General features: G+C 71.1%; 18 protein-coding genes. 3 read left to right on the top strand and 15 right to left on the bottom strand.

The genetic code is table 11. The features are described from left to right. Window positions 1-8 precede the first annotated feature (8 nt). From IXW69_RS02325 to IXW69_RS02270, 12 genes are all read right to left on the bottom strand, one after another. Complete coding sequence (locus tag IXW69_RS02325; RefSeq protein WP_194784765.1) at window positions 9-1346, bottom strand: thymidine phosphorylase; 1338 nt, start codon at window positions 1344-1346, stop codon at window positions 9-11. A gap of 8 nt (window positions 1347-1354) precedes the next feature. Further along, entirely contained in the window at window positions 1355-1807 is a 453-nt protein-coding gene (locus IXW69_RS02320) for a cytidine deaminase (RefSeq protein WP_407646514.1), read from the bottom strand. A 204-nt stretch (window positions 1808-2011) separates the two neighbouring features. Next, window positions 2012-3295, bottom strand: coding sequence for an ABC transporter permease (locus IXW69_RS02315; protein WP_194784764.1), 1284 nt, complete (start codon window positions 3293-3295; stop codon window positions 2012-2014). 3 nt (window positions 3296-3298) lie between these two features. Next, window positions 3299-4579 (bottom strand): ABC transporter permease, encoded by a 1281-nt coding sequence (locus tag IXW69_RS02310; protein ID WP_194784763.1) that lies wholly within the window; start codon window positions 4577-4579, stop codon window positions 3299-3301. Continuing rightward, the gene (locus IXW69_RS02305) at window positions 4576-6330 is read right to left on the bottom strand and encodes an ABC transporter ATP-binding protein (RefSeq protein ID WP_194784762.1); all 1755 of its coding nucleotides are present in this window, start codon (window positions 6328-6330) and stop codon (window positions 4576-4578) included. Before IXW69_RS02305 ends, IXW69_RS02310 begins: the two co-directional genes overlap by 4 nt. Before the next feature lie 209 nt (window positions 6331-6539). Continuing rightward, window positions 6540-7607, bottom strand: a complete 1068-nt coding sequence (locus IXW69_RS02300; protein ID WP_194784808.1) for a BMP family lipoprotein — start codon at window positions 7605-7607, stop codon at window positions 6540-6542. 268 nt (window positions 7608-7875) lie between these two features. After that, complete coding sequence (locus IXW69_RS02295) at window positions 7876-9054, bottom strand: mannose-1-phosphate guanylyltransferase (RefSeq protein ID WP_194784761.1); 1179 nt, start codon at window positions 9052-9054, stop codon at window positions 7876-7878. Window positions 9055-9125: 71 nt separating this feature from the next. Further along, a complete protein-coding gene (locus IXW69_RS02290) occupies window positions 9126-10517 on the bottom strand; it encodes a YihY/virulence factor BrkB family protein (protein ID WP_228524514.1) in 1392 nt (463 codons plus the stop codon). A gap of 42 nt (window positions 10518-10559) precedes the next feature. Next, window positions 10560-11117, bottom strand: coding sequence for a 2'-5' RNA ligase family protein (locus IXW69_RS02285; RefSeq protein ID WP_194784760.1), 558 nt, complete (start codon window positions 11115-11117; stop codon window positions 10560-10562). A gap of 331 nt (window positions 11118-11448) precedes the next feature. Continuing rightward, window positions 11449-12828: an alpha-L-fucosidase gene (locus tag IXW69_RS02280; RefSeq protein WP_194784759.1), complete on the bottom strand. Its 1380-nt coding sequence runs from the start codon at window positions 12826-12828 to the stop codon at window positions 11449-11451. Further along, entirely contained in the window at window positions 12825-14219 is a 1395-nt protein-coding gene (locus tag IXW69_RS02275) for an MFS transporter (RefSeq protein WP_194784758.1), read from the bottom strand. The genes IXW69_RS02280 and IXW69_RS02275 overlap by 4 nt, the downstream gene beginning before the upstream one ends. A gap of 68 nt (window positions 14220-14287) precedes the next feature. Continuing rightward, on the bottom strand, window positions 14288-17362 hold the full coding sequence (locus IXW69_RS02270) for a glycoside hydrolase family 2 TIM barrel-domain containing protein (RefSeq protein WP_194784757.1): 3075 nt from the start codon (window positions 17360-17362) through the stop codon (window positions 14288-14290). A gap of 243 nt (window positions 17363-17605) precedes the next feature. Between IXW69_RS02270 and IXW69_RS02265 the strand changes: the two genes are divergently transcribed. Together IXW69_RS02265 and galK are read left to right on the top strand one after the other, a co-directional pair. After that, window positions 17606-18643, top strand: coding sequence for a LacI family DNA-binding transcriptional regulator (locus tag IXW69_RS02265; protein WP_228524512.1), 1038 nt, complete (start codon window positions 17606-17608; stop codon window positions 18641-18643). Between the two features lie 42 nt (window positions 18644-18685). Further along, window positions 18686-19984, top strand: a complete 1299-nt coding sequence (gene galK / locus IXW69_RS02260) for a galactokinase (protein ID WP_194784756.1) — start codon at window positions 18686-18688, stop codon at window positions 19982-19984. A gap of 26 nt (window positions 19985-20010) precedes the next feature. Here the strand turns inward: galK and IXW69_RS02255 are convergent, their stop codons facing one another. Both IXW69_RS02255 and IXW69_RS02250 read right to left on the bottom strand, forming a co-directional pair. Then, the gene (locus tag IXW69_RS02255; RefSeq protein WP_194784755.1) at window positions 20011-20919 is read right to left on the bottom strand and encodes an exodeoxyribonuclease III; all 909 of its coding nucleotides are present in this window, start codon (window positions 20917-20919) and stop codon (window positions 20011-20013) included. Window positions 20920-21092: 173 nt separating this feature from the next. Further along, window positions 21093-22247 (bottom strand): choice-of-anchor L domain-containing protein, encoded by a 1155-nt coding sequence (locus IXW69_RS02250; RefSeq protein ID WP_323745125.1) that lies wholly within the window; start codon window positions 22245-22247, stop codon window positions 21093-21095. A gap of 397 nt (window positions 22248-22644) precedes the next feature. On the opposite strand from IXW69_RS02250, the gene IXW69_RS02245 reads away from it, so the two are divergent. Then, entirely contained in the window at window positions 22645-24489 is a 1845-nt protein-coding gene (locus IXW69_RS02245) for a glycoside hydrolase family 68 protein (RefSeq protein ID WP_323745124.1), read from the top strand. A 100-nt stretch (window positions 24490-24589) separates the two neighbouring features. Here the strand turns inward: IXW69_RS02245 and IXW69_RS02240 are convergent, their stop codons facing one another. Beyond that, window positions 24590-26212, bottom strand: a complete 1623-nt coding sequence (locus IXW69_RS02240) for a glycoside hydrolase family 32 protein (RefSeq protein ID WP_194784754.1) — start codon at window positions 26210-26212, stop codon at window positions 24590-24592. Between the last annotated feature and the right edge of the window lie 13 nt (window positions 26213-26225).

Below are 26225 nucleotides of genomic sequence, written 5' to 3'. Positions count from 1 at the left end.
GCCACGGCTCAGCCGATCCGGTCGAGGACGACACCGGCCTCCCGGCGGGCGACGGCGTCAGCGGAGGCCTGGGAGCCGGGCTCGGAGATGGTGAGCCCGCCCGCCAGGGCCTCGAGCGCGCGGCCGAAGCGCTCGGGCGTCGCCGTGTGGAGCGTGAGGAGCGTCTGCCCCTTGCGGACGGTGTCGCCCGGCTTGGCGTGCATCTCGACGCCCGCGACCGCCTGGACCGGGTCCTCCTTGCGAGCGCGCCCGGCTCCGAGGCGCCATGCGGCCACGCCGACGCTCAGCGCGTCGAGCTCGGTGAGCACGCCGTCGTCGGGGGCGGTGACGGTCTCGGTCTCGGGCGCGACGGGCAGGGGCGCGTCAGGGTCGCCGTCCTGGCGGGCGATCATCTCGTGCCAGACGTCCATGGCGCGGCCGTCGGCGAGGGCGGCACGCAGCTCGGGCTCCTCGACCGGGTGGCCGGCGGCGGCGAGCATCTCGGAGGCGAGCGCCACGGTGAGGTCGACGACGTCCTTCGGGCCGCCGCCGGCGAGGACCTCGAGGGACTCGCGGACCTCGAGGGCGTTGCCGGCGGTGAGGCCGAGCGGGGTCGACATGTCGGTGAGGAGCGCGCGGGTGGTGGTCCCGGCGTCCTTGCCCAGGGCGACCATCGTCTCCGCGAGCTCCCGGGCGTCAGCCATCTCCTTCATGAAGGCGCCGGAGCCGACCTTGACGTCGAGGACGAGGGCTCCAGTGCCCTCGGCGATCTTCTTGCTCATGATCGACGAGGCGATGAGCGGCACGCAGGAGACTGTGCCCGTGGTGTCGCGCAGCGCGTAGAGCTTCTTGTCCGCGGGGGCGAGGCCGCTTCCGGCGGCGCAGATGACGGCGCCGGGGCCGTCGACGCCGAGCATCGCGTCGATCTCGTCGTTGGACAGGGCGGCCCGCCAGCCGGGGACCGACTCGAGCTTGTCGAGGGTGCCGCCGGTGTGCCCGAGGCCGCGACCGGAGAGCTGGGGAACGGAGACTCCGAAGACCGCGACCAGCGGGGCGAGGGGCAGGGTGATCTTGTCCCCGACGCCGCCGGTCGAGTGCTTGTCCGCGGTGGGTCGGCCGAGGCCGGAGAAGTCCATGCGCTCGCCGGAGCGGATCATGGCGTCGGTCCAGCGGGCGATCTCGGCGCGGTCCATCCCGTTGAGGTAGATCGCCATGGCCAGGGCGCTCATCTGCTCGTCGGCGACGACGCCGCGGGTGTAGGCGTCGATGACCCAGTCGATCTGGGCGTCGGTGAGGCGGGCGCGGTCGCGCTTGGCGGCGATGACGTCGACGGCGTCGAAGGGCTCGACGGCGGGGGTGGTGGTCATGGTTCTCCTCAGTGGTGGTCTGCGGTGGCGGCGCCGGGGACCGCGGCGAGGTCGCCGTCGGTGAAGCGGCCGGGAAGGACCTCGTCGATGGTCATCGTGCCCGCGGGCATGGCGAGCAGCATGCCGGGGGCGGCGTGCTCGGAGAGGACCTGGCGGCAGCGGCCGCACGGCGAGCAGGGCTCGCCGCGCCCGTCGACGCAGGCGAAGGCGACGAGGCGGCCTCCCCCCGTGCGCACGAGCTCGGAGACGAGGCCGCACTCAGCGCACAGCGCGACGCCGTATCCGGCGTTCTCGACGTTGCAGCCGGACACTAGGCGGCCGTCGTCGACGAGGGCCGCGGCTCCGACCCGGAAGCGCGAGTACGGGGCGTAGGCGTGCTCCATGGCCTCGACGGCGAGGGCGCGCAGCCGCTCCCAGGTCACGTCGTCGATGGGCGGGACGTCCTGTGCTGCTGTGGTCACAGGACCATCATCGCGCAGCGCCCCGATCGCTCGCGATCCTGAGCCCACCCGCGCGCGTCGCCGCGCGGCCCCGGCACCGCACCATGGCCTCGTCATGAGGATGTACCAATCTCGGCGCGGAGAACAGCCGATCTCGGCGGGGAGGGCGACGGCCGCCCCCGCGGGTGCGGGAGCGGCCGTCACGGGACCGTGCTGGAGCGCCGGTCACGGGTAGGGGACGCCCTCCGCGGCGGGGGCGCGCACCTTCCCGACGAAGCCGGCGACGGCGAGGATCGTCACGATGTAGGGGATCATGAGGATGAAGTTCGACGGGATCGGGGTGCCGACGACGGACAGGGTCTGACCAACGGAGGTCGCGAAGCCGAAGAGCAGCGCCGCGTAGAGCGTGCCGACCGGGTTCCAGGCTCCGAGGATCATGGCGGCCAGGGCGATGTAGCCGTTGCCGGCGGAGATGTCCTTGGTGAAGGACAGGCCGGAGCCGATGGTGAAGAAGGCTCCGCCGAGGCCGGCGAGCGCGCCGCCGAGCATCAGGTTGTTGACGCGGGTGCGCATGACCTTGATGCCCACGGTGTCGGCGGCCTTGGGGTGCTCGCCGACCGCGCGCATGCGCAGGCCCCAGCGGGAGCGGAAGAGCATGAAGGAGAGCACGGCGACGGCCGCGTACATGAGGTACACGAGGATCGTCTGCTTGAAGAGCACGGGGCCGATGACGGGGATCTGGGCGAGGCCCGGGATCAGCAGCGTCGGCAGGTGCATGGCCTGGTTGAGGTTCTTCGAGTCCGTCAGCACGGTGGAGAACAGGAAGCTGGTCAGGCCGGACACGAGGACGTTGAGGACGACGCCGACGACGACCTGGTTGACCCGGTACTTGAGGCCGAACAGGGCCAGGAGCAGGGCGACGAGGACGCCGGCGAGCGGTGCGGCGAGAAGTCCCACCCAGGGACTGCCGGCGGCCGAGGCGACGACCGCGCCGAGGAAGGCCCCGCCGAGCAGCTGGCCCTCGATGGCGATGTTGATCGTTCCGGAGCGCTCTCCGACGACGCCGGCGAGCCCGCCGAAGACGAGCGGCACGGAGAGGGCGAGGGTCGAGGACAGGATCGTCACGAGCGGCATGACGGTCGAGCGGCCGGCACCGGCCCACGTGAGGAAGGCCAGGACGAAGGCGAGACCGAGGACGACGCCGACCCAGGTGGCCACGCGGCGGCGGGCGACGGCCCGGACCCACGCGAAGGCGGTCGCCGCCAAGGCCAGGACGAGCATCGCGAGGATCGTGCCGCGGGCACCGACGGTGACGTCGGAGATCTGGAAGAAGTCGGCGCTGGTCGCCACCTTGAAGGATGTCGTTCCGTGGGCGGTGGCGGCCATGAGGGCGCAGAGGAGGGAGACGACGACGCCCGTGACGGGCACCTTGAGGGCGACGGGCTCGCGGACCTCGCCGGCGGTGACGGCCGTCGAGCCGCTGGTCGTGGTGGCGGTGGTGGCGCTCATGACTCAGGCCTCCTGTCCGGCGGTGGTCGGGGTGGCGGCGTCGTGGGACGAGGCTCGCGCGGCGTCGCGCTGCTTGCGCTTCCACGAGCCCGGCGCGGGCAGGTGGTAGATCGCGCGGACGAGCGGCGGGGCGGCGATGAAGAGGACGATCGTGGACTGGAGGACCAGGACGATGTCGATCGGGGTGCCGGTGGCCGCCTGCATGGTCGTGCCTCCGGCGGTGAGGGCTCCGAAGAGCAGGCCGGCCAGGACCGTGCCGAGCGGGGTCGAGCGGCCGAGGAGCGCCACCGTCATGGCGTCGAAGCCGACGGTTCCGGCGATCGAGGTCGTGAGGTAGTGCTGGGTGCCGAGGACGGGACCGGTGGCGGCGAGGCCGCACAGGGCGCCGGAGACGATCATGACGAGGGCGGTCACCTTGGGCACGTTGATGCCGGCGGTGCGGGCCGCGTCGGGGTTGAGACCGGTGGCGCGGAACTGGAAGCCGATCTCGCTGCGCTCGAGGAGCCACCACACGAGGACCGCCGCGAGGAGGGCGACGACGAAGCCGAGGTGGAGGCGGAAGGAGTCGCCAAGGAGGAGGGGGTACTCGGCGTTGTCGGCGACGGACAGCGACTTGGGGTTCGCGTTGCCCTTGCCGATGAAGGCGTCGGTGGTGAGGACGTGCGCCAGGAGGAAGGTGGCGATCGAGTTGAGCATGATGGTCGTGATGACCTCGCTCGCCCCTGTGGTCGCCTTGAGAACGCCCGAGATGCCGCCCCAGATCGCGCCACCGAGGATGGCGCCGATGATGGCGACGAGCAGGTGCACGCCCGCGGGCAGGTTCCAGGCGAAGCCGGCGTAGCCGCCGAGGATCGCCCCGAGCATGATCTGGCCCTGGCCGCCCACGTTGAACAGGCCCGCGCGGAAGGCGACGGCCATGCCGAGCCCGGCGAGGATGAGGGGCGTGGCGACCGTGAGGGTCTCCGTCATGGGGCGCCACATGCGGGCCGTCGTCGTGGCCTGCCAGTCGAAGATGCTGCCTCGGACGAGCGCGGTGTAGGCCTCGGAGAGCGAGGTGCCCGCGGCGTTGAACCAGTCACTCGGTCGGGCGAAGAAGTAGGTGGAGGCGGCCCGCACGTCCGGGTCCGCGATGAGGATGAGGACGGACCCCACGATCATCGCGGTGAAGACGGCGAGGACGCCCATGAGGACGCTCGACTCTGCGATCTGACGGAGCACGGGCGGCCTGGCCTCTCGGTGCTCGTCGGCGGTGCCGGCGGCCGGCGCGGTGGTGGCCTGGCTCATCGGTTCTCCTCGCTCGTGGTGGGTGCGGTGGTCGCCTCCGCGTCCGTGGCGGCGATCGCCGCCTCGGCGGTGGTGCGGCCCGGGTCCTCGGTCGCGGTGCGGGCCCCGGAGCCGGCGACCGCGCCGTCGGCGTCGGCGTCGGTGACGAGCTCGGACTCGTCGATCCCGAGGAGGGCGGCTCCGCCGGCCGCGCCGGTGGACTCGGCCTCGGGGTCCGCCGCGGAGGCGTCGGTGTCCGTGCGGGACAGGGCCTCCTCGAGCGGGACGCCGGCCATCATGAGGCCGAGGACGTCGCGCGGGGTCTCCGGGCCGACGATCCCGACGACGCGGCCGTGGTACATGACGGCGATGCGGTCGGAGAGGGCGTACACCTCGTCGAGCTCGCTGGAGATGATGAGGACGGCGGTGCCGTTGTCGCGCTCCTCGACGATGCGCTTGTGGACGAACTCGATGGAGCCGACGTCGAGGCCGCGGGTCGGCTGGGAGGCGACGAGGGCCTTGAGCGGCCGGGAGAGCTCGCGGGCGAGGATCGCCTTCTGGGCGTTGCCGCCGGACAGGGTGGAGATCGGGTCGCCGACGTCGTTGACGCGCACGTCGAACTCGTCGCGCAGGTGCTCGGCGTTGGCGCGCACCTTGGCGGGACTGATCGAGGGGCCCGCCCCGAAGGCCGGGTCGTCGTAGCGGTCGAGGATCATGTTCTCCGCGATGGAGAAGCCGGCGACCATGCCATCTGCTGACCGGTCCTCGGGGACGAAGCCGAGCCCGGCGCCGAGGCGCTGGTGGACGGACAGGTGCGTGACGTCGCGGCCGCCGAAGGCGACGGCCCCCGCTGCGGGGGCGGTGAGGCCGAGGATGACCTCGCCGAGCTCGGTCTGGCCGTTTCCCTGGACGCCGGCGACGCCGAGGATCTCCCCGTCGCGGACCTCGAGGCTGACGTCGTCGAGGAGGGGGACGCCGTCGTCGACGACGGTGACGTCCTTGAGCTCGAGGCCGACCTCACCGGGCCGGGCGGGGGCCTTCTCCACGGAGAGGGAGACCTCGTGCCCGACCATGAGGCCGGCGAGCTCGGTCGCGGAGGCGGTCGGCAGCGCGGTGCCGACGACCTTGCCGCGGCGGATCACGGTGATCGTGTCCGCGACCTCGCGGATCTCGCGGAGCTTGTGGGTGATGAAGACGATGGAGGTCCCTGCGGCCTTGAGCTCGCGCATGATGTCCATGAGCTCGTCGGTCTCCTGGGGAGTGAGCACGGCGGTGGGCTCATCCAGGATGAGGACCTTGGCGTCGCGGGAGAGGGCCTTGATGATCTCGACGCGCTGCTGGACGCCGACGGGGAGGTCCTCGATGTACGCCTCGGGGCGGACGTCGAAGCCGAAGCGCTCCGAGATCTCCCTGACCCTGGCGGCGGCGGCCCTGGCGTCGATGACGCCGGCCGCCCTGGTGGGCTCGTAGCCCAGGGCGACGGACTCGGCGACGGTGAAGACGGGCACGAGCATGAAGTGCTGATGGACCATGCCGATGCCGGCGGCCACGGCGTCACCGGGCCCGCTGAAGGTGACGGGCTCGCCGTCGATGAGGATCTCGCCGCCGTCGGGCCGGTAGAGCCCGTACAGGACGTTCATGAGTGTGGACTTGCCGGCTCCGTTCTCGCCCAGGAGGGCGTGGATCTGGCCGGGCTCGACCGTGATGTCGATGTGGTCGTTGGCCACGAGCGGTCCGAAGACCTTCGTGATCCCGCGGAGCTCTAGGCGCACGGGGGGCTCGCTTCCGTCGGCTGTGCAGGGGGGGGTGAGAGAGATGGCTGGGCGGCGGGCCCGAGCGGACGGCCGGGAGAGAGCACAGGTCGCCCGTGTGCCCGTGGGGCGTCCCTCCGCACCGAGGCCGACTGACGCCGCCGCACCGGGCGGGGTGGCGGCGTCAGCCAGCGTCTCAGTGCGTCATGCGCGAACGTGCTGGGGGCGCGTCAGGACGGGTCGTAGGGGGTTGAGACCTCGAGCTTGCCGTCGATGATCTGCTGCTGCAGGTCCTTGACCTCGGTCTGGACGTCCTGAGGGACCTTGGAGGACCAGTCGTTGTAGTCGGCGATGCCGACGCCCCCGTTCTTCAGGGTGCCGATGTACGGGTCGGCGGTGAACTTGCCCTGCTGGGCCTGGTCGACCGTGTCGTAGACGGCGGTGCCGATCTCCTTGACGATGGAGGTCATGATGATGCTGCCGTCGGAGGTGGACTTGTAGCCGTCAGCGTCGACCCACACGACGCCGTTGTCGCCCCCGGCCGCCTTGACGGAGGAGAGGGTCCCCAGGCCGACGGGACCGGCGACCGGGAGGATGATGTCGGCGCCCTGGGAGAGGAACTGCTCGGTGAGCTGCTGGCCCTTGGTGGTGTTGGAGAAGTCTCCGACGAAGGAGCCGGCGTCGGGGTTCTTGCTGTCCCAGCCGAGGACCTGGACGTCCTTGCCCTTGTCCTCGTTGTACTTGGCGACGCCCTGCGCGAAGCCGTCCATGAAGATCTGGACGGTCGGGATGGCCTGACCACCGTAGGTGGCGACCTTGCCGGACCTCGATGTCCCGGCCGCGGCGTAGCCGGCGAGGTAGGCGGCCTCGGAGGTCTTGAAGATGAGGGGCCTGGCGTTCTTGAGGCCGTCCTCGGTGAAGCTCGAGTCGATGAGGGCGAACTCGATGTCGGGGTTGGCCTTGGCGGCCTTCGTCATGTCCTCGGCGAGGTTGAAGCCGACGCCGATGATGAGGTTGCAGCCCTGCTGGACGAGCGAGTCGACGTTGGTCGGGTAGTCCGCGGCCGACTGGGACTCGACGGCGATCTCCTTGACGCCGAGCTCGGACTTGGCCTTGTCGAGGCCCTCCTTGCCGGATTGGTTGAAGGACTGGTCGTCGAAGCCGCCCTCGTCGGAGACCATGCAGGCGGTGAAGTCGGAGGAGCCGGCCTTCGCGCCCGAGGAGGAGCTGGAGGAGGAGTCGGAGGGCGCGGAGCCGCAGGCGGCGAGGGAGAGCGCGGCGGCGAGGCCGAGCGCCATGGCGGAGTAGGTCTTCTTCTTCAACGGGGTCTCCAAGGGGGATGAGCTGACCGCCCGCCGGGGTGGTCGGGCGCGTTCGCTGACAGGATAGACGGTCCGCGTTAACGCGACGACGCCCCATCGTTACCTTGCGGTCACAGTCCTCCTCGTGACGCCGCGCACGTGGTGTACCCCACTCCCGCCGGTCGCCGATCCACCCGCGAGACCTCTCCGCGGGTGCGGGTACGGGTACGGGCGACGCCCGTACCGGCGCCGTCAGCTCCGCCACTCACAGCAGGGCGTCGCGCCCCTCCGCCTTGAGACGGTCGACGACGCCCTTGACCTGCTGCCCACTGGCCGGCGTCGTGATGAGGAGCGCGTCGGGCGTGTCCGCGACGACGACCCCGGGCACGCCGAGGAGGACCACCTTCCGGCCCGTCGTCGAGGCCACCAGCGCGCCGTCGGACCCAACGGCCTCGACGTCGGCCGCCGGTCCGCCCTCGGCGGTGGCGTCGAGAACCGCGACGCCCGCGGTGGGGCCCTCCGTGCGCGGCGCGACGAGCTCGGACAGGGCGTCGAATCCGCCCACGTCATCCCAGCCCATGGCGGCCGGGACGGTGGCCACTCCCCCGGCGGCCGCGACGGGCTCGGCGATCGCGTGGTCGATGGCGATCTTCTCGAGGCCGGGCCAGGTCGCCGCGAGGACCTCCTCACGCTCGGGCCCGTCCCAGGCGGCGGCGATGGCCTCGATGCCCGCGGCGAGCTCCGGCTTCTGGGCGGCGAGGTGGTCGAGCAGGACACCGGCGCGGGCGACGAACATCCCGGCGTTCCAGCGGTAGTCGCCGGTAGCGAGGTACTCCGCGGCCGTCGCGGCGTCGGGCTTCTCGGTGAAGCCCAGGACGCGGCGCCCGTCCGGGGCCCCGGCGACGTCGGTGGGCTCGCCGGCGTGGATGTAGCCGAAGGCCGTCGACGGGCCGGTCGCCTCGATGCCGATGGTGACGACCCATCCCTCGCGGGCGAGCGCGGCGGCCTGACGCACGGCCCCCTCGAAGGCGGTCTCGTCGGCGATCGTCTGGTCCGCCGCGAAGGAGCCGACGATGGCGTCGCGTCCCTCGCGCTCCGCGATGACGGCGGCGGCGAGGCCGATGGCGGCCATGGAGTCGCGCGGGAGGGGCTCGGTGAGGAGGTTCTCGCGCGGGACGCCGGGGAGCTGGTCGGCGACGGCGGCGACGTGGGCGAGGCCCGTGACGATCGTCGTGCTCGCCGCGACGGGCTCGAGGCGCGCGACCGTGCCCTGGATGAGGGTGCGCCCGGCACCGGTGAGGTCGAGGAGGAACTTGGGGTGGTCGCGGCGGCTGAGCGGCCACAGACGCGTCCCGGCTCCACCGGCTGGGATGATGGCGTGAATGGGTCGGTCGTCGGACGCTGCGGCGGCGCCCGCCGCGGTCTGCTCGCTCGTGGTGCTCACCGGGTCAGGGTAGACGACGAGCGCGCCCGCACCGACGGGTGCGGGCGCGCTCGGTCCGTCGCGGCGCGCGATCAGTCGCCCAGGTAGCGGCGACGAGCCGCCTCGAGGTTCTTCCTGGCGCGGTTGTAACGCCACCGGTTGACGCGCGACCCGAGCCGGGAGGCGTCGGCGGGCTCGCCGTCGACGGCGCGGCCGTTCTCGTCGAGCTCGACGGGCGGGACGTAGTCCGGGTGGGCGGTGGTGTCGACCTCGACCGTGCCGGAGATCGACTGACGCGGCCACGCGAGGGTCTCCGGCACCGAGAGGGTGACGTAGTTCGGGCGCTGGGTCGCGTGGACCTCGTCGGGGTGGTCGATGTTCTGAGGACGCGGCGGGTTCGCCATCCAGGCGCTCACGTAGAGGACCACGCGTGCGGCCAGGTGGAGCCAGAGGATGAGGACGATGATCGCGGCGAAGGAGGCGAGCAGCGGGTTGTCGGTGACGCTTCCGACGGCGCTCGTCCCGAGCTGGCGCAGGACGCCGAAGCCGATCGCGGCGATGACGGAGCCCCAGACATAGTCCTTCTTGGGCGGTCGCACGCCGCACACCCAGATGATGAGGGCGAAGGTGCCGGCGTCGAGGAGGAAGGAGACTCCCAGGGTCAGGATCGTGCCACCGGGCCCGGAGATCCATCCGGGCAGCGAGCTGATGGCGCTGGCGAGCGTGTTCGTCACGATCGAGGCCAGCGCCGTCGCGACGACGGAGACCATGATGACGAGGAAGCCGATGAGGTTCCACAGCTGGTTCATCACGGCGTTCTCCGGCAGCCGGACGATGCCGAACATGGCGCGCACGCCGGACTTGAGCGCGCCCATGAGGCCCATCGCGGAGTAGATGAGGGCGAGGATCGCGATGATGGACCCGATGTTGAGCGCGGAGCTCACCTGGAGCTGGTCCATCGTGACCAGGCCGTTCCCGGAGCCGTCGTCGATGACGCCGGGGAGCATCGCGTTGATGGCGTTCATGACGGCGTCGCGGACGTGGGGGTTCCGGCCGATGGTGGCCATGAGGAAGCTGATGCCGATCGCGAGGGCCGCGAAGGAGGAGAAGAGTCCCGTGTAGGCGATGCCGCCGGCGATGAGGGCGCCGCGGCCCGTTCCGTAACGGGCGAGGAGCCGCCCCACGCGGGACCGGTTGTACCGGTCCACGAGGCCCATGGCCTTGCCGCCGACGCCACCGGAGGGGTCGTTGCGCTCGTCGGCGCTGACCTCGTCACCGCGCGCGTTGGCGGGGACGTCGATCTTCGCGGCGCCCGCGGCGGTGGCGCCGGTGCTGGTGCTGTCGTCCGCGTCCGTCCGGTCGTCCGCGGCGGCACGGGCGGCCGCGACGCGGCGGCCCTCGTCGCGGGAGTCGAGCGCGGAGGCGCCCTCGAGGTCGGTGCTCGGGTCGCCGGGGCGCTCGTTGTCTGCGGTCGAGGCGGTCATGGTCCTCCTGGGTCGGTGGTGGGTGGTCGATGGCGCGGGCGGTCAGGGAGTCGGTGAGCCGGACAGGGGGACGGTGCGCAGGAGGTCCCAGCTGCCGTCGTCGGCGAGGGCTCGCAGCTCGAGCCGGTCGACGACGAACTCCGCGGTGATGCTCTCGCCCGCGGCCGCCGCGGCGTCGAGAGCCTCAGAGCCGACCTCGTGGGCGAGGGTGACGTGGGGGTGGAAGCGGAAGCGCAGGTCGCGGGCGAGGGGGCCGTGCTCGTCGCGGACGGCGCGCTGGAGCGCGTCGAGGTCCTCGCGGCCACGAGCGACGTCGAGGTAGACGACAGGGCTGGCGGGGCGGAAGTCGTCGGTTCCGGCGAGCTCGACGACGAAGGGCGGCGTCCGCGAGGCGACGGAGGCGACGTGCTTCTCGGCCACCTCCACCAGCTCTTGCTGGACGAGGGTCGGCGGGAGAACGGTGACGTGGGGGCCGATGCTGCGGGCGAGAGGGTCGCCGGCCGTGGCGCGCACGAGCCGGACGCGGGACGCCCAGGGCTCGGGAACAGGGACGGTCACGCCCAGGACCCGCTGCTGGGGCGACGGCGTCGGGAGATCCATGGCTCGTCTCCTCCCAGGGTTCGGGCGCGTTCGGGGTCACCGCGGAACGGAGCCCCGTCGGCGCCCGCCGGGACGCTGAGCACGTTCCGACGGCGCTCCAAGGGTATCCCCACCTGGGCACTTGGTCCCGACACCGCGGCGACGCGCCTGCGCCCACGACGACGGTGCCCGCGCTGTCACCGCGCCCGTGAGGCCCGGCGGCTCTGGCGTGACGGGCCGCGGACGCGGCGCCGCGTCCGCGGCCAGCGCCCTCGCCGCGGCCTGAGCCCGCCCCGTGCGCCGAGGGCGTGGAACGAAGAGGCGCTCCACGCCCTCCGCGGGTGCGAGAGGGTCAGGCCAGCTCGATCCGCAGCCCCACGGCGCCCTGCGTGGGCGAGGCAGGGACCTCGATCCGGCCCGAGGACTCGTCGAGGGCCAGGCTGCGGCCGTCCGAGCCGAGCAGGGTTACGGCGCCAACCGGACGGTCCACACGCAGGCTGGTTGCATCCAGCTCTCGCCCCTCTGCCGGGATCCCGAAGGCGTAGAGGGCCGTGCCCGCCTCCTGCGGCTTCTCCGTGAGGTACCAGCTGATTGCCCCGTCCAGGGACTCGACCTGCGGCGGGTCCTCAGGGACCCGGGTGCCGTAGACGCCCTCGCCGCACGCGGTCATCCAGGTGCCGATTCGCTCAAGCGAGTCGCGGACCGAGTCGGGCATGTGGCCGGTGGCGTCAGGCCCGATTCCCAGAAGGTAGTTGCCTCCACGAGCAACGATCCGCACGAGGTTCGCGACGATCTCCTCGACGGGCTTGGAGGCCTCGTCTCGGGACATCGCGCACCACTCCCGCTGGAGTGTCATGCAGGACTCCCACGGGTAGTGGAGAATGTCGTCGGGGATCTCCTGCTCGGGGGTGCGGTAGTTCTCGAACGGACCGTGGACCTCACGGTGCACGATCATGAGCCCGGGATCGTGCGCACGCAGGGTGGCGGCGATCTTCTCCATCCCGATCGGTTCGTGAGGCTCGCGCACCCATCCGGCGTCGAGCCAGACCATGTTGAAGGGTCCGTAGCCCTCGACGACCTCCTCGAGCTGGTCCCGCGTGAAGTCCTTGAACCTCTCCCAGGCACGCGGCCTGGCCGCGATGTCGTAGTTGTGAAAGCGGTCGTGGATGGGCAGCGCGCGGTCCCAGTACTCCGTGCGCGACCAATCGGCCAGGGAGAAGTAGGCGCCCATGGTGAGGCCCTCCTCCCGGAAGGCGTCGCATACCTCACGCAGTACGTCGCGGCGCAGGCCCGAGGACTCCGAGGTCGACTTGAGGTTCGTGTAGTGGGAGTCGTACATGCAGAAGCCGTCATGGTGCTTCGTCGTGAAGACGCAGTAGCGCATGCCGGCGTCGGCGCAGAGCCTAGCCCACTCGGAGGCGTCGAACTCCTCACCGACGAAGGTCCGGGCCTGGTCGTAGTACCAGTCCTGGTAAGCGGCGTCGGTGCCGTTCCAGTCGGCGGGCGGGTCTGTGAACCATCCAAGGTCGTCGCGGTGGAGCGACCACGACCCTCCCTGGCCTATGGCGGAGTAGATGCCCCAGTGGATGATGACGCCGAACTTCATGTCGCGCCAGGCCTCGAGGTTCGCCCGCACCTCGGGCTCAATCGGCCAGGTGTAACCCGGGTCCGGGGAGCCGCCCAGGGCGCCTGCCGCCTCGAGGGCGGCGGGTGTGAGGTTGTCCTCGCTCATACCTTGATCGCCTCGACCCTCTCGGCCGCCGCGTCACGCAGGCGCTGGTTGACCGCCTCGACGTCGACGAGGGTGACGATCCCGGCGATGACGATGACGATGATCGTCGGGAGCCAGAGGTAGGCGAACTGCAGCATGGTGATGACCGATTCGGGCTGATCGACGGCCTTCCCGGCGGTCGTGGAGACGTAGCCCGCCGCACTGAGGAGCCAGCCGGTCAGGGCGGTTCCGAGCCCGCCTCCGAGCTTCGTACCGAGGGAGGTGCAGGAGAACATGAGGCCGTCGAGGCGCTTGCCGGACTTGAGATAGGTGTGTTCGCTGGCCTCCGCGATGAGGGCGGTGAGGGTGCCCTGGAGAGCGGAGGTGCCGAGCATGGCGATCGCGGTGAAGACGAGCATGACGGGCACGTTGGTCATGTAGCCACCGATGATGATCCCGATGCGGGCGACGATGGCGATGCCGTAGCCCCACAGGGACACCTTCTGCATGTTGCCGACCTTGACGACGATGAAGGGCAGGCTGAGCAGGGCGACCATCTGCGGGATGTTCGACGCCCACGCGAAGGCGCCGAGCAGCTTCGGGTCGTGCAGCACGTAGGTCATGAAGTAGATGCCCATGCCGTTGAGAGCGCCGAAGAGCTGCATCATGATGAACATGACGACGAGCAGCACGTAGTACTTGTTGTGGATCAGGAGGCCGAGCGCCTCCTTGAGAGGGACTGCGGAGTCAGCCTCGCCGGCCCCCTCGTCCGCGAGCTCGGCAGGAGTCAGCTCACGGACCGAGAAGACCGCCAGGGTGTTGGAGAGGAGTCCGACGACGGAGTAGATGATCGCGATGTTGCGCCACGCGTCAGCGCCGCCCCCCATGGCCTCGACGGCGCCGACGGTGGCGGCCTGGATGGCGAGGCTGGTGCCGAAGGCGAAGACGAACCGGATGGACCCCATCTGCACGCGCTCGTTGGGGTTCTTCGTGATGAGGGCCGTCAGGGCGCCGTAGGCGATGTTGTTCGCGGTGTAGAAGACGGCGTTGAGCAGCGTGTACGCGATGAAGAACCACGCGTACTTCGCGGTGTCGCCCAAGGAGGTCGGGATCGCGAAGATGGCGATGATCATCGCCGCGCACCCGAAGAACGCCCAGAACATCCAGGGGCGGGCCTTGCCCATCCGGGATCGTGTCTTGTCCATGAGCACGCCGAAGATGAAGTCGGACACGCCGTCGAACAGCTTCGACAGCATCATGAGGGTTCCGACGACACCTGCGTTCATTCCCTGGGCGTCCGTCAGGTAGATCATGACGAAGAACGACAGGAAGGCGTAGACGACGTTGCCGGCGATGTCGCCGGTTCCGTAGCCGACCTTGTTGTACCACTTGAGGTACTTCTTCTCGTTCACGGGGGCTCCTCTGCGTTGAGGCGGGTGGGGGTGTTCGGAGAAGGACTGCTAGAGAGGGGGCCGGCGGGTCAGCGACGGCGCGGCACGAGGGTCAGGTCGGCGGCGAGGTCCACGTCGGTGACGCGATAGCGCTCGAGGAGGGCGGGGCCGCAGCTGTTCGAGCCGATGCCCGCGTGCGCGACGTCGAGGCACAGGACCGTGGAGCCGCACTCCGTGAGCTCGTGGTCGTGGGCGGTCATCGTCAGCTCCTCCTGCGTGTACGGCAGAGCGCTGAAGGAGAAGGGCTCGGGTGAGAGCACGTCGAGCGCGAGGGCGTCGCCCGTGAGCGTGACGGTGTCGGTCCCCCAGTGGGACCCGTTCTCCTGGGGACGCACGTAGTGCTCCACCTGATCGCTCACACTCGATTCGTAGTGCCCGTAGCGGGCGCCGCGGTGCTTGTCGACGTAGCTCTCCTGCGGCCCGTACCCGAGGTAGTCGACCCGGTCGAGGTCCCGCGGGAGGAACAGGCGCAGCCCCAGACGGGGAAGCGGGGGCATCTCCGCCTCACGGTGGAGGTCGAGGTGCACGCCGACGGCGCCGTCGGCCGTGAAGCGCCAGGAGACCTCGCCCCGCAGGACGGGCTGGACGGTCGGGGCGACAAGGCCCACCTCACAGGTCACGAGGACCTCCACCCCGTTCTCCTCGACCCGGCACCCGTAGGCGCGCGTCGCCGTCTGGTCGTAGTGAGCCCGCTGCCACTCCACCTGGACGTGCCGGTCGTTGTCCGTCGGGGCCCGCCACACGTTGAGCCCGGTCGGCGCCGTGAGCAGCGGCGAGCCTCCCACCGTGGCGGAGCGGAGCATGCCGGTGCGGGGGTCGATGACGTGCTCGAAGCCCTCGGCAGTGACCGTCACGGCGTCCTCGTCGTCGCGCACAGTGACGGCGGCGGTCGGCGCGGGAGCCTCAGCACGCTCCCGCAGGGCCGCTGGACGCGGGTCGGTCGTCGGGACGACGAGCTCGTCGAAGCCCAGGAGGTGACCGGCCTCGAGGAGCGAGGTGTCGGCAAGGAGCCGGTACTCCAGCGTGAGGCGGCAGCGCCCGGAGGAGGGGACCGCCTCCCTGAGGGTCGTCGGCAGGGCCACGCGGGTCACGCCGTGAGGCGGCAGCGGCTCGGTCAGGTCCACCGGTGACGTGGCCACGACGTCGCCGTCGACGCTGAGCACGGCCGTGACGGAGGCGTGGTCCCGCAGGTCGGTGAAGTCCAGGACGTTGTGGATCGTCACCGTCCCGGCCTGAAGGTCGGCCGTCGTGACCCGCGCCGGCCGCTGGACGTTCCACAGCTCTGCGAGCCCCGTGTGGGGGACCCGCTCAGGGGAGACGAGTCCGTCGACGCAGAAGCTGCCGTCGTGGACGAGCTCGCCGTGGTCGCCGCCGTAGAGATGGACCGGGCGTCCGTCATCAGTGGTCCCGGCACGGACGGCGTGGTCGCACCACTCCCAGACGAAGCCGCCGCACATGCGGGGCTCGTCGAGGATCATCTCCCAGTACTCCTCGAGGTCCCCGGGACCGTTACCCATCGAGTGGCAGTACTCGACGAGGATGAGCGGCTTGTCGGGCTCGTCCGCCAGGTAGTCGCGCACCTCGTCGAGCGTGGGGTACATGCGCGAGTAGAGGTCGATGCTGCGGTAGTCGTAGCGCCGGTCCCCGGAGCGGTAGAAGGCGGACTCGTAGTGCGTGACGCGCGTGGGATCGGTCTGCTTCATCCACAGCAGGGCCGCCTCGAAGGTCCATCCGTAGGCGCACTCGTTGCCGGCGGACCAGGAGATGATCGACGGGCGGTTGCGCTCACGCAGGAGGCACAGGCGCACGCGGTCCAGGGTGGGCTCGATCCACCTGGGGTTGTTGGCGATGCGCTCGTTCCAGTGCTCGACGACGTTGTCCCAGGAGCTGTCGGCGAGGTACTGGGTCTGGGTCCCGTGACTCTCGTTGTCCGCCTCACTCATGACGTAGAAGCCGTACTCGTCGCACAGCTGGTAGAAGCGCGGGTCGTTCGGGTAGTGGGAGGAGCGCACGGCGTTGACGTTGTGCCGCCTCATCAGGCACAGGTCGCGCCGCATGTGCTCAAGGTCGACGACGGGCCCCGTCACGGGGTCCGAGTCGTGCCGGTTGACGCCGCGCAGGGTCACCGGCCGCTCATTGAGCAGGAGGACCGCCCCGTCCGTGCGAACGGTGCGGATACCGACGCGCTCGAGGACCTGCTCGTGCGGCGCCGAGATCCTCAGGTCGTAGAGGTAGGGGTCCTCCGCGCTCCACAGGTGCGGGTGGGGAACCGGCAGCACGCACTCGAAGGGGTGCTCGTCGTCCTCGCAGGGCACGAGCTCCCCGTGAGCGACGGGGTGGCCCTCGGCGTCACTGAGGGTGAGGGCGACGGGCACCTCCTGCCCGCGGAACGATCCGCGCACCCGGACCTGCGCACCGCCGCCGGTGACGGGCGTGGTCACGACGTAGTCGACCAGGACGTCGCGCGGACGGTCCAGGAGGTAGACGTCCCGGATGATGCCGCTGGTGCGGAACTTGTCCTGGTCCTCGAGGTAGGTTCCGTCGCACCACTTGAGCACCAGGACCGCGAGCTCGTTCTCGCCTTCGTGGAGGACGTCGGTGACGTCAAACTCGCTGGTGGCGTGGGTGACCTGGGAGTAGCCGACGTAGGCCCCGTTCACCCAGACGTAGAAGCAGGAGTCCACCCCCTCGAAGACGAGGGAGGTCGTCGGAGCGTCGGCGTTGGTGACGTGATCGAACGCGGTGACGTACGCGGCGGCCGGGTTGTCCTGGGGAACGTAGGGCGGGTCGAGCGGGATCGGGTAGCGGACGTTGGTGTACTGGTGGGAGTCGAGCCCCTGGTACTGCCACGCGCCCGGGACCTGGTGGGCGACGAAGCCCTCGCGCTCGGCGCCGGTCTCCCAGAACCTCTCCGTGAGCTGGTGGACGGAGGGCAGGTAGAGCACCTCCCAGGTTCCGTTGAGGCTCTGGAGACGGTCCGACCGTTCGCGATCGACGACGTCGCGCTGGAGCCCTGGGGAGTCGGGGACGTAGTAGGCGCGGGCGGGCAGGGTGTTCTCGTGGAGGATCTCGAGGTCCTCCCAGTAGCGGGGAACGATCGCCATTGGCGTTCCTCTCGGCCGAGGCGGCAGCCACCCGAGCGGCAGCGCTGCCATATCGATGACGAGGTGCCGCCACGCCGTGGCGACGTCATCATTCTGAGTTCGTCTCTTCCTCAAAGTCAAGCGTTAAAGAGGGAAAGCCCTACCTGATGGACGATGGCGACGTCATCACTACCGGCGTCTCGACGACGCCGGGGCCCGCCGCGTCACGGTCCGCCCTCGCTACCGGGGAACTATGGTCGGTCCATGCCCACCCCTCCTGCGCGCCCGAGCAAGGCGGGGCGCCCCTCCTCGATCAACGACGTCGCCCGGCTCGCCGGCGTCTCTCCTCAGACCGTCTCGCGCGTCTCCCGCGGCTCGAGCAAGGTCCGGCCGGACACGCGGGCCAAGGTCGAGAACGCGATGCGGCAGCTCGGCTATGTCCCCAACCGCGCCGCCCGGGCACTGCGGTCGGGCTCCTACCACACCATCGGGGTCCTCACCCAGCAGGTGGAGCGCACCGGTGAGGCCCGCACCCTGTCAGGCGTCCTCAGCGCCGCTCGAGACCGGGGCTTCGCCGTGACCGTCACCCAGGTGGCGCACCCCGAGGCCGAGGAGGTGCACTCCGCCGTCACCGACCTCGTCCGCCAGCCCGTGGAGGGGCTCGTCATCGTGCAGTCCGGCCGTGCGACGGCCGAGCACCTGGCGCTGCCGCCCTCCCTCGCGGTCGCCTCCTCCGACTCCGCGCTCGTGGGCTACTACCCCTCGGCGTCAGCGGACCAGGTCCACGGCGTGCACGAGGCCGTCGACCACCTCCTCGACCTCGGCCACCGCACCGTCCACCACGTCACGGGCCCGGCGGACGCGCCGTCGGCCGTGCTCAGGCGGAGCGCGTGGCGCGCCCGGCTCGAGCAGCGCGGCCGCGCCGTGCCTGAGCCGGTCATCGGCGGCTGGGCCGCACAGGACGGTTACCGCGCGGGCCAGGACCTCGCGGCCCGCCCGGACGTGACGGCGGTGCTGTGCGCCAACGACGAGGTCGCCGTCGGACTCATCCGCGCGATGCACGAGCACTCTCGCGACGTGCCGCGGGAGGTCTCCGTCGTCGGCTTCGACGACCTGCCCCTGGGCGAGTTCCTGGCACCCGCCCTCACCACCGTCCGCATCGACTTCCACCGCGCGGGGACGACGATGGTCGACCTCATCGCGGAGCAGATCGAGGGCGGGGTCGCTGACGGGATGCGACGGCTCACCATCCCCACGGAGCTCATCGTCCGAGCGTCCACGGCGCCGCCGGCGCACGGGTGACGAGCGTTCACGGGCCGTGCCCATCGTGGTTATGGTCCTCCCATGCGCGAGACCACGAGCACCGCCGCTCACACGCCCCCCGTCTTCTCACCCGCGTTGTCCGACGAGGAGGGCCCACGCCTGGCCACCGACCTCTTCCGGGAGGCCTTCGACGCCGAGCCCGACGGCGTCTGGTACGCACCGGGGCGTGTCAACATCATCGGCGAGCACACGGACTACAACGGCGGACTCGCCATGCCGATCGCCCTGCCGCACCGCGCCTTCCTCGCCCTGCGCCGCCGCGACGACCGCACGGTCCGCCTCGTGTCACCGCAGACCCGTGACTCCGTCGACGTCCTCAACCTCGACGTCATCGGCCCGAAGGGCACGCGCGGCGAGGTCCGTCACTGGAACGCCTACGTCGCCGGCGTGGCCTGGGCCCTCGAGCAGGACGGGCTCGGCCCGCTCCCCGGCTTCGACGCCGCCCTCTACTCCTGCGTGCCGCTCGGTGGCGGCCTGTCCTCCTCCGCCGCTCTCGAGTGCGCGACCGCCGTCGCCCTTGACGACGTCGCCTCGCTCGGGCTGGCCGGGACGCCTGACGAGCCCGACGAGGCCGGCCGGGCACGCCTGGTCACGGCCTGCGTCCGCGCCGAGAACGAGGTGGCCGGCGCCCCCACGGGAGGGATGGACCAGTCCGCCTCGATGCGCTGCGGCGCCGGGCACGCCCTCAAGCTCGACTGCCGCGACGGCTCCACCCAGCAGGTCCCCTTCGACCTCGCGGCCGCGGGCCTGGCCCTCCTCGTCATCGACACCAAGGCGAAGCACTCCCTCGTCGACGGCCAGTACGGCGCGAGGCGCGCGGCCTGTGAGCGCTCCGCCGAGCTGCTCGGCGTCGACCTCCTCGCGGACGTATCGACCACGGGCCTCGACGCGGCCCTGGACCGGCTGCGCGCCTCCGGGGAGAGCGACGTCGAGGTTCTGGTGCGCCGGACCCGTCACGTCGTCACGGAGATCGACCGCACGCGTCGGCTCGTCGACCTGCTCCAGGACGGGGCTCCGCTCGCCGGGGACAAGCTCGCTGAGGCGGGCGCGCTCATGAACGGCTCCCATGACTCGCTGCGCGACGACTACGAGTGCACCTGCCCCGAGCTCGACGTCGCCGTCGACACCGCCCGGGAGCTCGGCGCCCACGGTGCCCGGATGACCGGGGGCGGCTTCGGCGGCTCGGCCATCGCCCTCGTGGACGTGGACCGCGTCGACGAGGTGGCCCGCGGGATCGTCGCCGCCTACGCGAGGCACGGCTTCAACGAGCCGGCCTTCCTCGACGCGACGCCGTCGGCCCCTGCCGGCCGCCTCGTCTGAGGTCGTCCCGGGGCGCGACCGTCTGTTCACCGCCTCACCGCTCGGCCGCCTGATTCTTGGACATCAGCCGGTCGAGCGGTGCACTGACGGTCGACGGCGTCACAGAGGGCGTAGTCGACGGTGAGGGGCGCGTGGTCGGACCAGCGTCCGTCGTAGCTCGTGGCCCTTCCGACGACGGCGCTGCTGGCGGCGGCTGCGAGCCCCGGGGTGGCGACCTGGTAGTCGATGCGCCAGCCGGCGTCGTTGTCGAAGGCCTTGCCGCGCTGGGACCACCAGGTGTACGGCCCCTGCGCCTCAGGGGCGAGGGAGCGGACGACGTCGGTCCACCCTTGAGAGAACCAGCCCTCGAGGTGGGCGATCTCGACGTCGAGGACGCCGGAGACCTTGTTGTGGTTGGGGCGCCAGTTCTTGATGTCGAGCTCGGAACGGACCACGTTGAGGTCCCCGGCCATGACGACCTCGCGACCTCCGGCGGCCTGCGCGGCGAGGAGCTCGCTCATGCGGGCGTCGACGAGCTCGAGGTGGGCGAGCTTCTGGGTGCCGACCTGCCCGGAGTGGAGGTAGGCGGCGATGACCGTGAGCGCCGTGGCCGGGTGGCCCTGCTCCGCGTCCGCCGTGGGCTCGAGGTCGACCTCGAGCCAGCGCCCCGAGTCGACGTCGGGCTCCTCGACGCCCTCGGGCGCGACTCCGCGTCGGACCTCGCCCAGGCGGTACCCGGCGCCGTCGCGGACGGCGACGCCGACGCCGGCGCGACCCTTGATCCGGCAGGGCCAGATGACCGACTCGTACCCGGGCAGGAGGGCGGAGGCGGTCGCCTCGTCGGCGCGGACCTCCTCAAGGAGGAGGACCTCGGGCGCCGTGGCGGCGAGCCACTCCCCCATGCCCTTGCGGGCGGCGGCACGGATCCCGTTGACGTTGACGGTGGTGATGCGCATGGCGTCAGGGTACGTGCCCCGGTGGAGGCCTCCCGCCTCCCGCCTCCGGCCAGGAGGACGCGGACAGGCCCCGCCACCGGTGGTGGCGGGGCCCGTCGGTGCTCGGCTCGGCCGGGGGTCGCACCTCCCCGGACCGTGCCGAGCGGTCCGCCTGTCAGCGGACGAGCGGCGCGTCAGTGGGCGCGGCGGCGGGTGAGGACGCCCGCGCCGACGAGCACGATGGCGGCGCCGAGGATCGCGAGGGCCGCGGTCCCGGTGTGGGCGAGCGGCCCGGAGCCGCGGCCGGTGCTGCTCGACGCGGCAGCCTTGCCCTTCTCGGTGCTCGTGGCGGACCCGGCCCTGCCGGAGCCGGACGACGTGCCCTCCGCGGAGCCGGCGGAGGCGGCCGTGGCGTCGGCGGTGCTGGTGTCACCGGGGACGGCGGTCTCGGAGGCAGTGGCCTCGTCGGAGAAGGTGAGTCCTCCGGCGGGGAGGAGGACGGTCGAGTCGAGCTGGCCGTCGAGGACGTCGGCGAGGGCGATGCGGACGTGCGCGGTCTTGCCGACCGTCACCGGCTGGGAGCACTCGAGCCTGGAGGTGAACCCGTTCATCTCCGTGTCGATGTCGCCGAGGTCGTGCCCCGAGACGTTCGCGGTGTAGTACTGGGCGTTCGTCGTCGCGTTGACGGTCGCGGCCGACACGAGGTCCTTGGTGCCCGGGACGAGCGCGCACTCGGTGCCGTCCACCGTGATGGACAGGACGTCCCCGTAGCCCTGGGACTCCCAGGCGCCGTTATTGGGGTTGCCCGCGGCCGAGCCGCCGTCGCCGGCGTACTCCTCGGAGCCGAACTGGTAGGCGAGGTTGAGGACCTTGCCGGTGGGGACGACGTCGAACTCGAGGGTCGTGGCGTCGTAGGTGTCGTCGCCGACGAGCGTGCTCAGGGCCGCGTCGCCGTCGCCACCGAGGTCGCCGGTGGTGTCGAGGGCCTGGTTGGGGCCGAGGACGCTGGAGTACTCGAAGTCGGTGTCCGAGTCGGCCTGGGGGTCCGCGGCGATGAGGGAGCCGGTGGACAGGGCGACGGAGTCCTGTGAGAAGTACTTGCTCGGCAGGCCGGTGACGCGACCGACCTGGACGTCGACGCCGGTGACCTTGGCGTTGCTGACGGTGGCGTCCCCGGCGATAGCCTGGGCGAGGCTCTGCGCGTTGGTCGTCGACGCGTCGCGCAGCGTCGAGGCGCTCTGGCCGTCCGACGCCACGGCGGGCGCCGCGAGCGCGAGCGAGGCCGCGATCGCGGCGACGGCGGGCAGGAGCGCCCTGCCGCGGCGCGCGGTGGGAAGGGAGTTGTTCACGGTTGTCTCCGATTGTCATCACGGCACCACTCACCCTCCGCGCCGTAGCGTGGAGGACAAGGACGGGACCATGGGATCTGCGCGGTGGGGTGGAGAGCCCGGCAGCTCACGAAGAACGTGCTCACTATGACCTCTCCGTGACACGACCACAAGTGACGAGGATCAAGTTCATCCTGGCAACCGCGTTCGTGCGGTCCGCACGGGACCGCACGATGCGACTCGACGGCCGCGGTGCTCCGGATCCGGTGCCGACGTTGGTCACGAAGCGGTTACGGTTTCCGACGGAGAGCCCGCAGTGACCGCAGCCTCTGCAGTCGCTGCAAGCGTGCCGACGCCTCGTCGCCCGCACGACAGCGCACGAGGGTGCCCTATCCCCTCTCAAGCAAAGGAGCCGACCGTGTCCCAGGTCGTCCACCGCAGGTCCTGGCGAGCCAGCGCCTTCGCGGCCCTCTCACTGTCACTGATCCTCACCGGCGGCACCGCCATGGCCGCCGAGGCCAGCCCCACCCCCACCGCGAGCGCGTCCGCCACGGCGTCCGCCTCGTCCTCCCCCAGCGCCGAGGCCACCGCCTCGGCCTCCGCCAGCGCCACGGCGTCGGACGAGGCCGCGGCCCAGGCCGACGCCGCCGAGCAGCCAGTCGCAGCCGACGGCTTCGTCCCCGAGCACGAGGGCTGGCCGAACGCCACGAAGCACTCGCAGCAGGCCTACTCCACGACGGCTGACTACACCGCCAAGTGGACCCGTGCTGACGCCATGCAGATCCAGCGCCTGTCCAACCCGGACGCTGCGGCCGGCGAGTCCTCGCTGCCGGAGTACCTCACCATGCCGGAGATCTCCAACGGCTTCCCGGCCACGAACGCGGACAAGGTGTGGGTCTGGGACACCTGGACGCTCACCGACGACCACGCCAACCAGATCTCCTACAACGGCTGGGAGATCATCTTCTCCCTCGTCGCTGACCGCAACGCCGGTTACTCCTTCGACGACCGCCACACTCACGCCCGCATGGGCTTCTTCTACCGCAAGGCCGGCACGACGACCAGCTCGGCCGGCGGCGCGAGCTCGTCGAACGGCGGCTGGATCTACGGCGGCCACGTCTTCCCTGACGGCGCCTCCGGCTCGGTCTTCGCGGACCAGTCCTACTCCCACCAGACGGAGTGGTCCGGCTCGGCCCGCCTCATGCCGAACTCGAACAAGATCCGCATGTTCTACACGGCGGTCGCCTTCTACCGCAGCCCCACGTCGGACGCGGGCTACGTCATGAGCGACGGCGTCGACTACAAGCCGCAGGACCCGCACATCGTCCAGTCCGAGGGCCGCATCCACGCCGACGCGAACGGCGTGTGGCTGACCGGCTTCCGCGTCCAGCACGACCTGCTCACGCCCGACGGCAAGTACTACCAGTCGCGCTACCAGAACCAGTACCTCTCGTTCCGCGACCCCTTCACCTTCGTCGACCAGACGAACACCTCGGACAAGAACACCTACATGGTCTTCGAGGGCAACACCGCGTACACCCGCGCCGGTGAGGACAAGTCGATCGTGGCCGCCCACGGCCAGAACACGACGTCGGCGACCTGCAAGTCCGAGGACCTGGGCTACCAGGAGGGCGACCCCGAGGCCGAGTCCCTCGACGACGTCAACGCCTCCGGCGCCTACTACCAGCTCGCCAACGTCGGTCTCGCCGTGAGCGAGAACAAGGCGATGACAAAGTGGAAGTTCCTCCCGCCGATCCTGTCCGGCAACTGCGTCAACGACCAGACCGAGCGTCCGCAGATCTACTTCAAGGACGGCAAGTCCTACCTCTTCACGATCTCACACCGCTCGACCTACGCCTCCGGCGTCACCGGCCCTGAGGGCGTCTACGGCTTCGTCGGCGACGGCATCCGCTCCGACTACCAGCCGCTCAACGAGGGCACCGGCATCGCGCTGGGCAACCCGGTCAACCTCAACTACGCGGCCGGCTCGCCGTACAGCCCTGACTGGAACCAGAGCCCGTACGCGTTCCAGTCGTACTCGCACTACATCCAGCCCGGCGGCCTCGTGGAGTCCTTCATCGACTCCATCGGCGGCAACCACGACGGCAACCCGGTCCGCGGCGGCTCGCTCGCCCCGACCGTGAAGCTCGACATCAACGGCGACACGACCAGCGTCGACCGCAGCTACGGCACGAACGGACTCGGCGGCTTCGGGGACATCCCGGCCAACAAGTCGTACGACCCCGGCTACGACAAGCGCTGACCCGATGCGCCCGGCCACCGGCCGGTCCTGAAGGAGACGGGGCGCCCCGCAGGAGAGATCCTGCGGGGCGCCCCTCGTCGTGGCCCGAGCGGTCGAGAGCTCAGTCCCGCCCCATCGACTCCCGCATCGTCGTGAGCCTCCCCGAGGTGACGGTGACCGTCCCGTCAGCACCCACAGCGACGTCCTGGGCACCGGCGTCGTTGAGGACGAGCATGGTCGCCGCGGGGGCGCCATCGTCGACGAACACCTCGAGGCTCGAGCGGTCGAGCAGGATCCGCAGCCGGACGCGGTCGTCCACCGGCTCGTAGTCGACGAAGCGGGCCAGGGCGAAGTCCGTCTCCGGGCTGTTGGAGCCGGAGACGGTCGTAACGCCGGACGCCTCCCGGTTGAGGAAGAGCTGCTTGGCCGCGCGGTCCACGCCGACGAGGACCTCCTGAAGGGCGCCGTCGACGGTGCCGCGGGCCACGCTCACCCAGGCCTTCGTCGCCTTCGAGACGTCCAGCTCGAGGGTCATGTCGAGGCTGCGACCGACGCCGATGACCGTCGAGTCGTCCGTGACGGAGGTGCCGGAGACGTCGAGGACGTCCCCGTGGTAGGCCTCGACCTCGGCGACGGGAGTCTGGGCGAGGACCGTCTCGCCACCGACGGTGACGAGGGAGAGCTCTCGCGGGATGCTCATCTCGCCGTGCCAGTCTCCCGTCGGCAGGTCGTAGGGGTAGCTCCAGTTGCCGGCCCAGGCCATCCAGACCCGGCGGCCGGAGAGGTTCTCGAAGGACTGCGCCGCGTAGAAGTCCTGGCCGCCATCGGTGATCCGCACCGTCGTGTCGACGGGGCTGAAGGTCGTGCCGTCGAAGTCGCCCAGGAGGTACTGGGCGGTCGACCCGCCCGTCTCGTCGGAGGCGCCCACGGAGACGTGGAGGACCCATCGGGTGGCGCCGGAGGGATCCTCGAGCGGGAAGAGGTCGGGGCATTCCCAGACCGCCGAGTGCAGGCCGGTGTCGGCACCGACGTCGGTGGCGTGCTCCCAGCTCAGCAGGTCCGTGGAGCGGTGGATCTCGACGTGGTCGCCGGCGGCGATGACCATGACCCAGGCTCCGGAGTCCTCGTGGCGGAAGACCTTGGGGTCCCGGAAGTCGGTGCGCCCGTCATTGGCGATGACGGGGTTGCCGTCGTAGCGGCTCCAGGTGGAGCCGCCGTCCGCGGAGAAGGCGACGGAGGGCGCCTGCCCGCCCTCCGTGGAGGTGTAGAAGGCGAGGATGCCGCCGCCCTCGACGAGCCCGGAGACGTTGTCGGCGTCGACGACGGCGCTACCGGACATGGCCTGCCCGAGGTCGTCGTGCTCGAGGGCGACGCCTCGGTCCTTCCAGGCCATGAGGTCGCTGGACGTGGCGTGGACCCATGTCCCCCAGGTCTGGTGGAAGAGGTGGAAGGTGCCGTCGTCGGCGAGGAGCCCGTTGGGGTCGGCCATGTCCCCGCTCGCCGGGCTGTAGTGGTACAGGGGACGGTACGGGTCCGAGGCGTCGTAGGCGGTGGGCTCGAGCTCGGTCACGGTGGCTCCCGAGCTGGTCGTCGGCGAGGCGCTGGACGTGGCTCCGGAGCCGCCGCCGGAGCTGCCGGTGCAGGAGGCGAGAACGGCACTGCCCCCGAGGACGGCCGCCCCGCCGAGGAGCCCCTCCAGCAGGTGGCGCCGGGAGGGGCCGTGCCGCCCGGCGTCAGGCAGCACCGCCCCCGTGCCC

Origin of the sequence: Actinomyces haliotis, assembly GCF_015355765.1 — a bacterium.
In the GTDB taxonomy this organism is placed as follows: Bacteria; Actinomycetota; Actinomycetes; order Actinomycetales; family Actinomycetaceae; genus Actinomyces; species Actinomyces haliotis.
The sequence above is the reverse complement of the archived record's forward strand: the minus strand, read 5'-3'. Positions and strand labels throughout refer to the sequence as shown.

Coding starts and splice junctions, on each gene's coding strand:
- IXW69_RS02325 (WP_194784765.1), bottom strand. CDS start 1,346: ATGACCACCACCCCCGCCGTCGAGCCCTTCGACGCCGTCGACGTCATC.
- IXW69_RS02285 (WP_194784760.1), bottom strand. CDS start 11,117: ATGGATCTCCCGACGCCGTCGCCCCAGCAGCGGGTCCTGGGCGTGACC.
- IXW69_RS02270 (WP_194784757.1), bottom strand. CDS start 17,362: ATGGCGATCGTTCCCCGCTACTGGGAGGACCTCGAGATCCTCCACGAG.
- IXW69_RS02290 (WP_228524514.1), bottom strand. CDS start 10,517: ATGACCGCCTCGACCGCAGACAACGAGCGCCCCGGCGACCCGAGCACC.
- IXW69_RS02310 (WP_194784763.1), bottom strand. CDS start 4,579: ATGAGCCAGGCCACCACCGCGCCGGCCGCCGGCACCGCCGACGAGCAC.
- IXW69_RS02300 (WP_194784808.1), bottom strand. CDS start 7,607: ATGGCGCTCGGCCTCGCCGCCGCGCTCTCCCTCGCCGCCTGCGGCTCC.
- IXW69_RS02315 (WP_194784764.1), bottom strand. CDS start 3,295: ATGAGCGCCACCACCGCCACCACGACCAGCGGCTCGACGGCCGTCACC.
- IXW69_RS02255 (WP_194784755.1), bottom strand. CDS start 20,919: ATGCGCATCACCACCGTCAACGTCAACGGGATCCGTGCCGCCGCCCGC.
- IXW69_RS02265 (WP_228524512.1), top strand. CDS start 17,606: ATGCCCACCCCTCCTGCGCGCCCGAGCAAGGCGGGGCGCCCCTCCTCG.
- galK (WP_194784756.1), top strand. CDS start 18,686: ATGCGCGAGACCACGAGCACCGCCGCTCACACGCCCCCCGTCTTCTCA.
- IXW69_RS02280 (WP_194784759.1), bottom strand. CDS start 12,828: ATGAGCGAGGACAACCTCACACCCGCCGCCCTCGAGGCGGCAGGCGCC.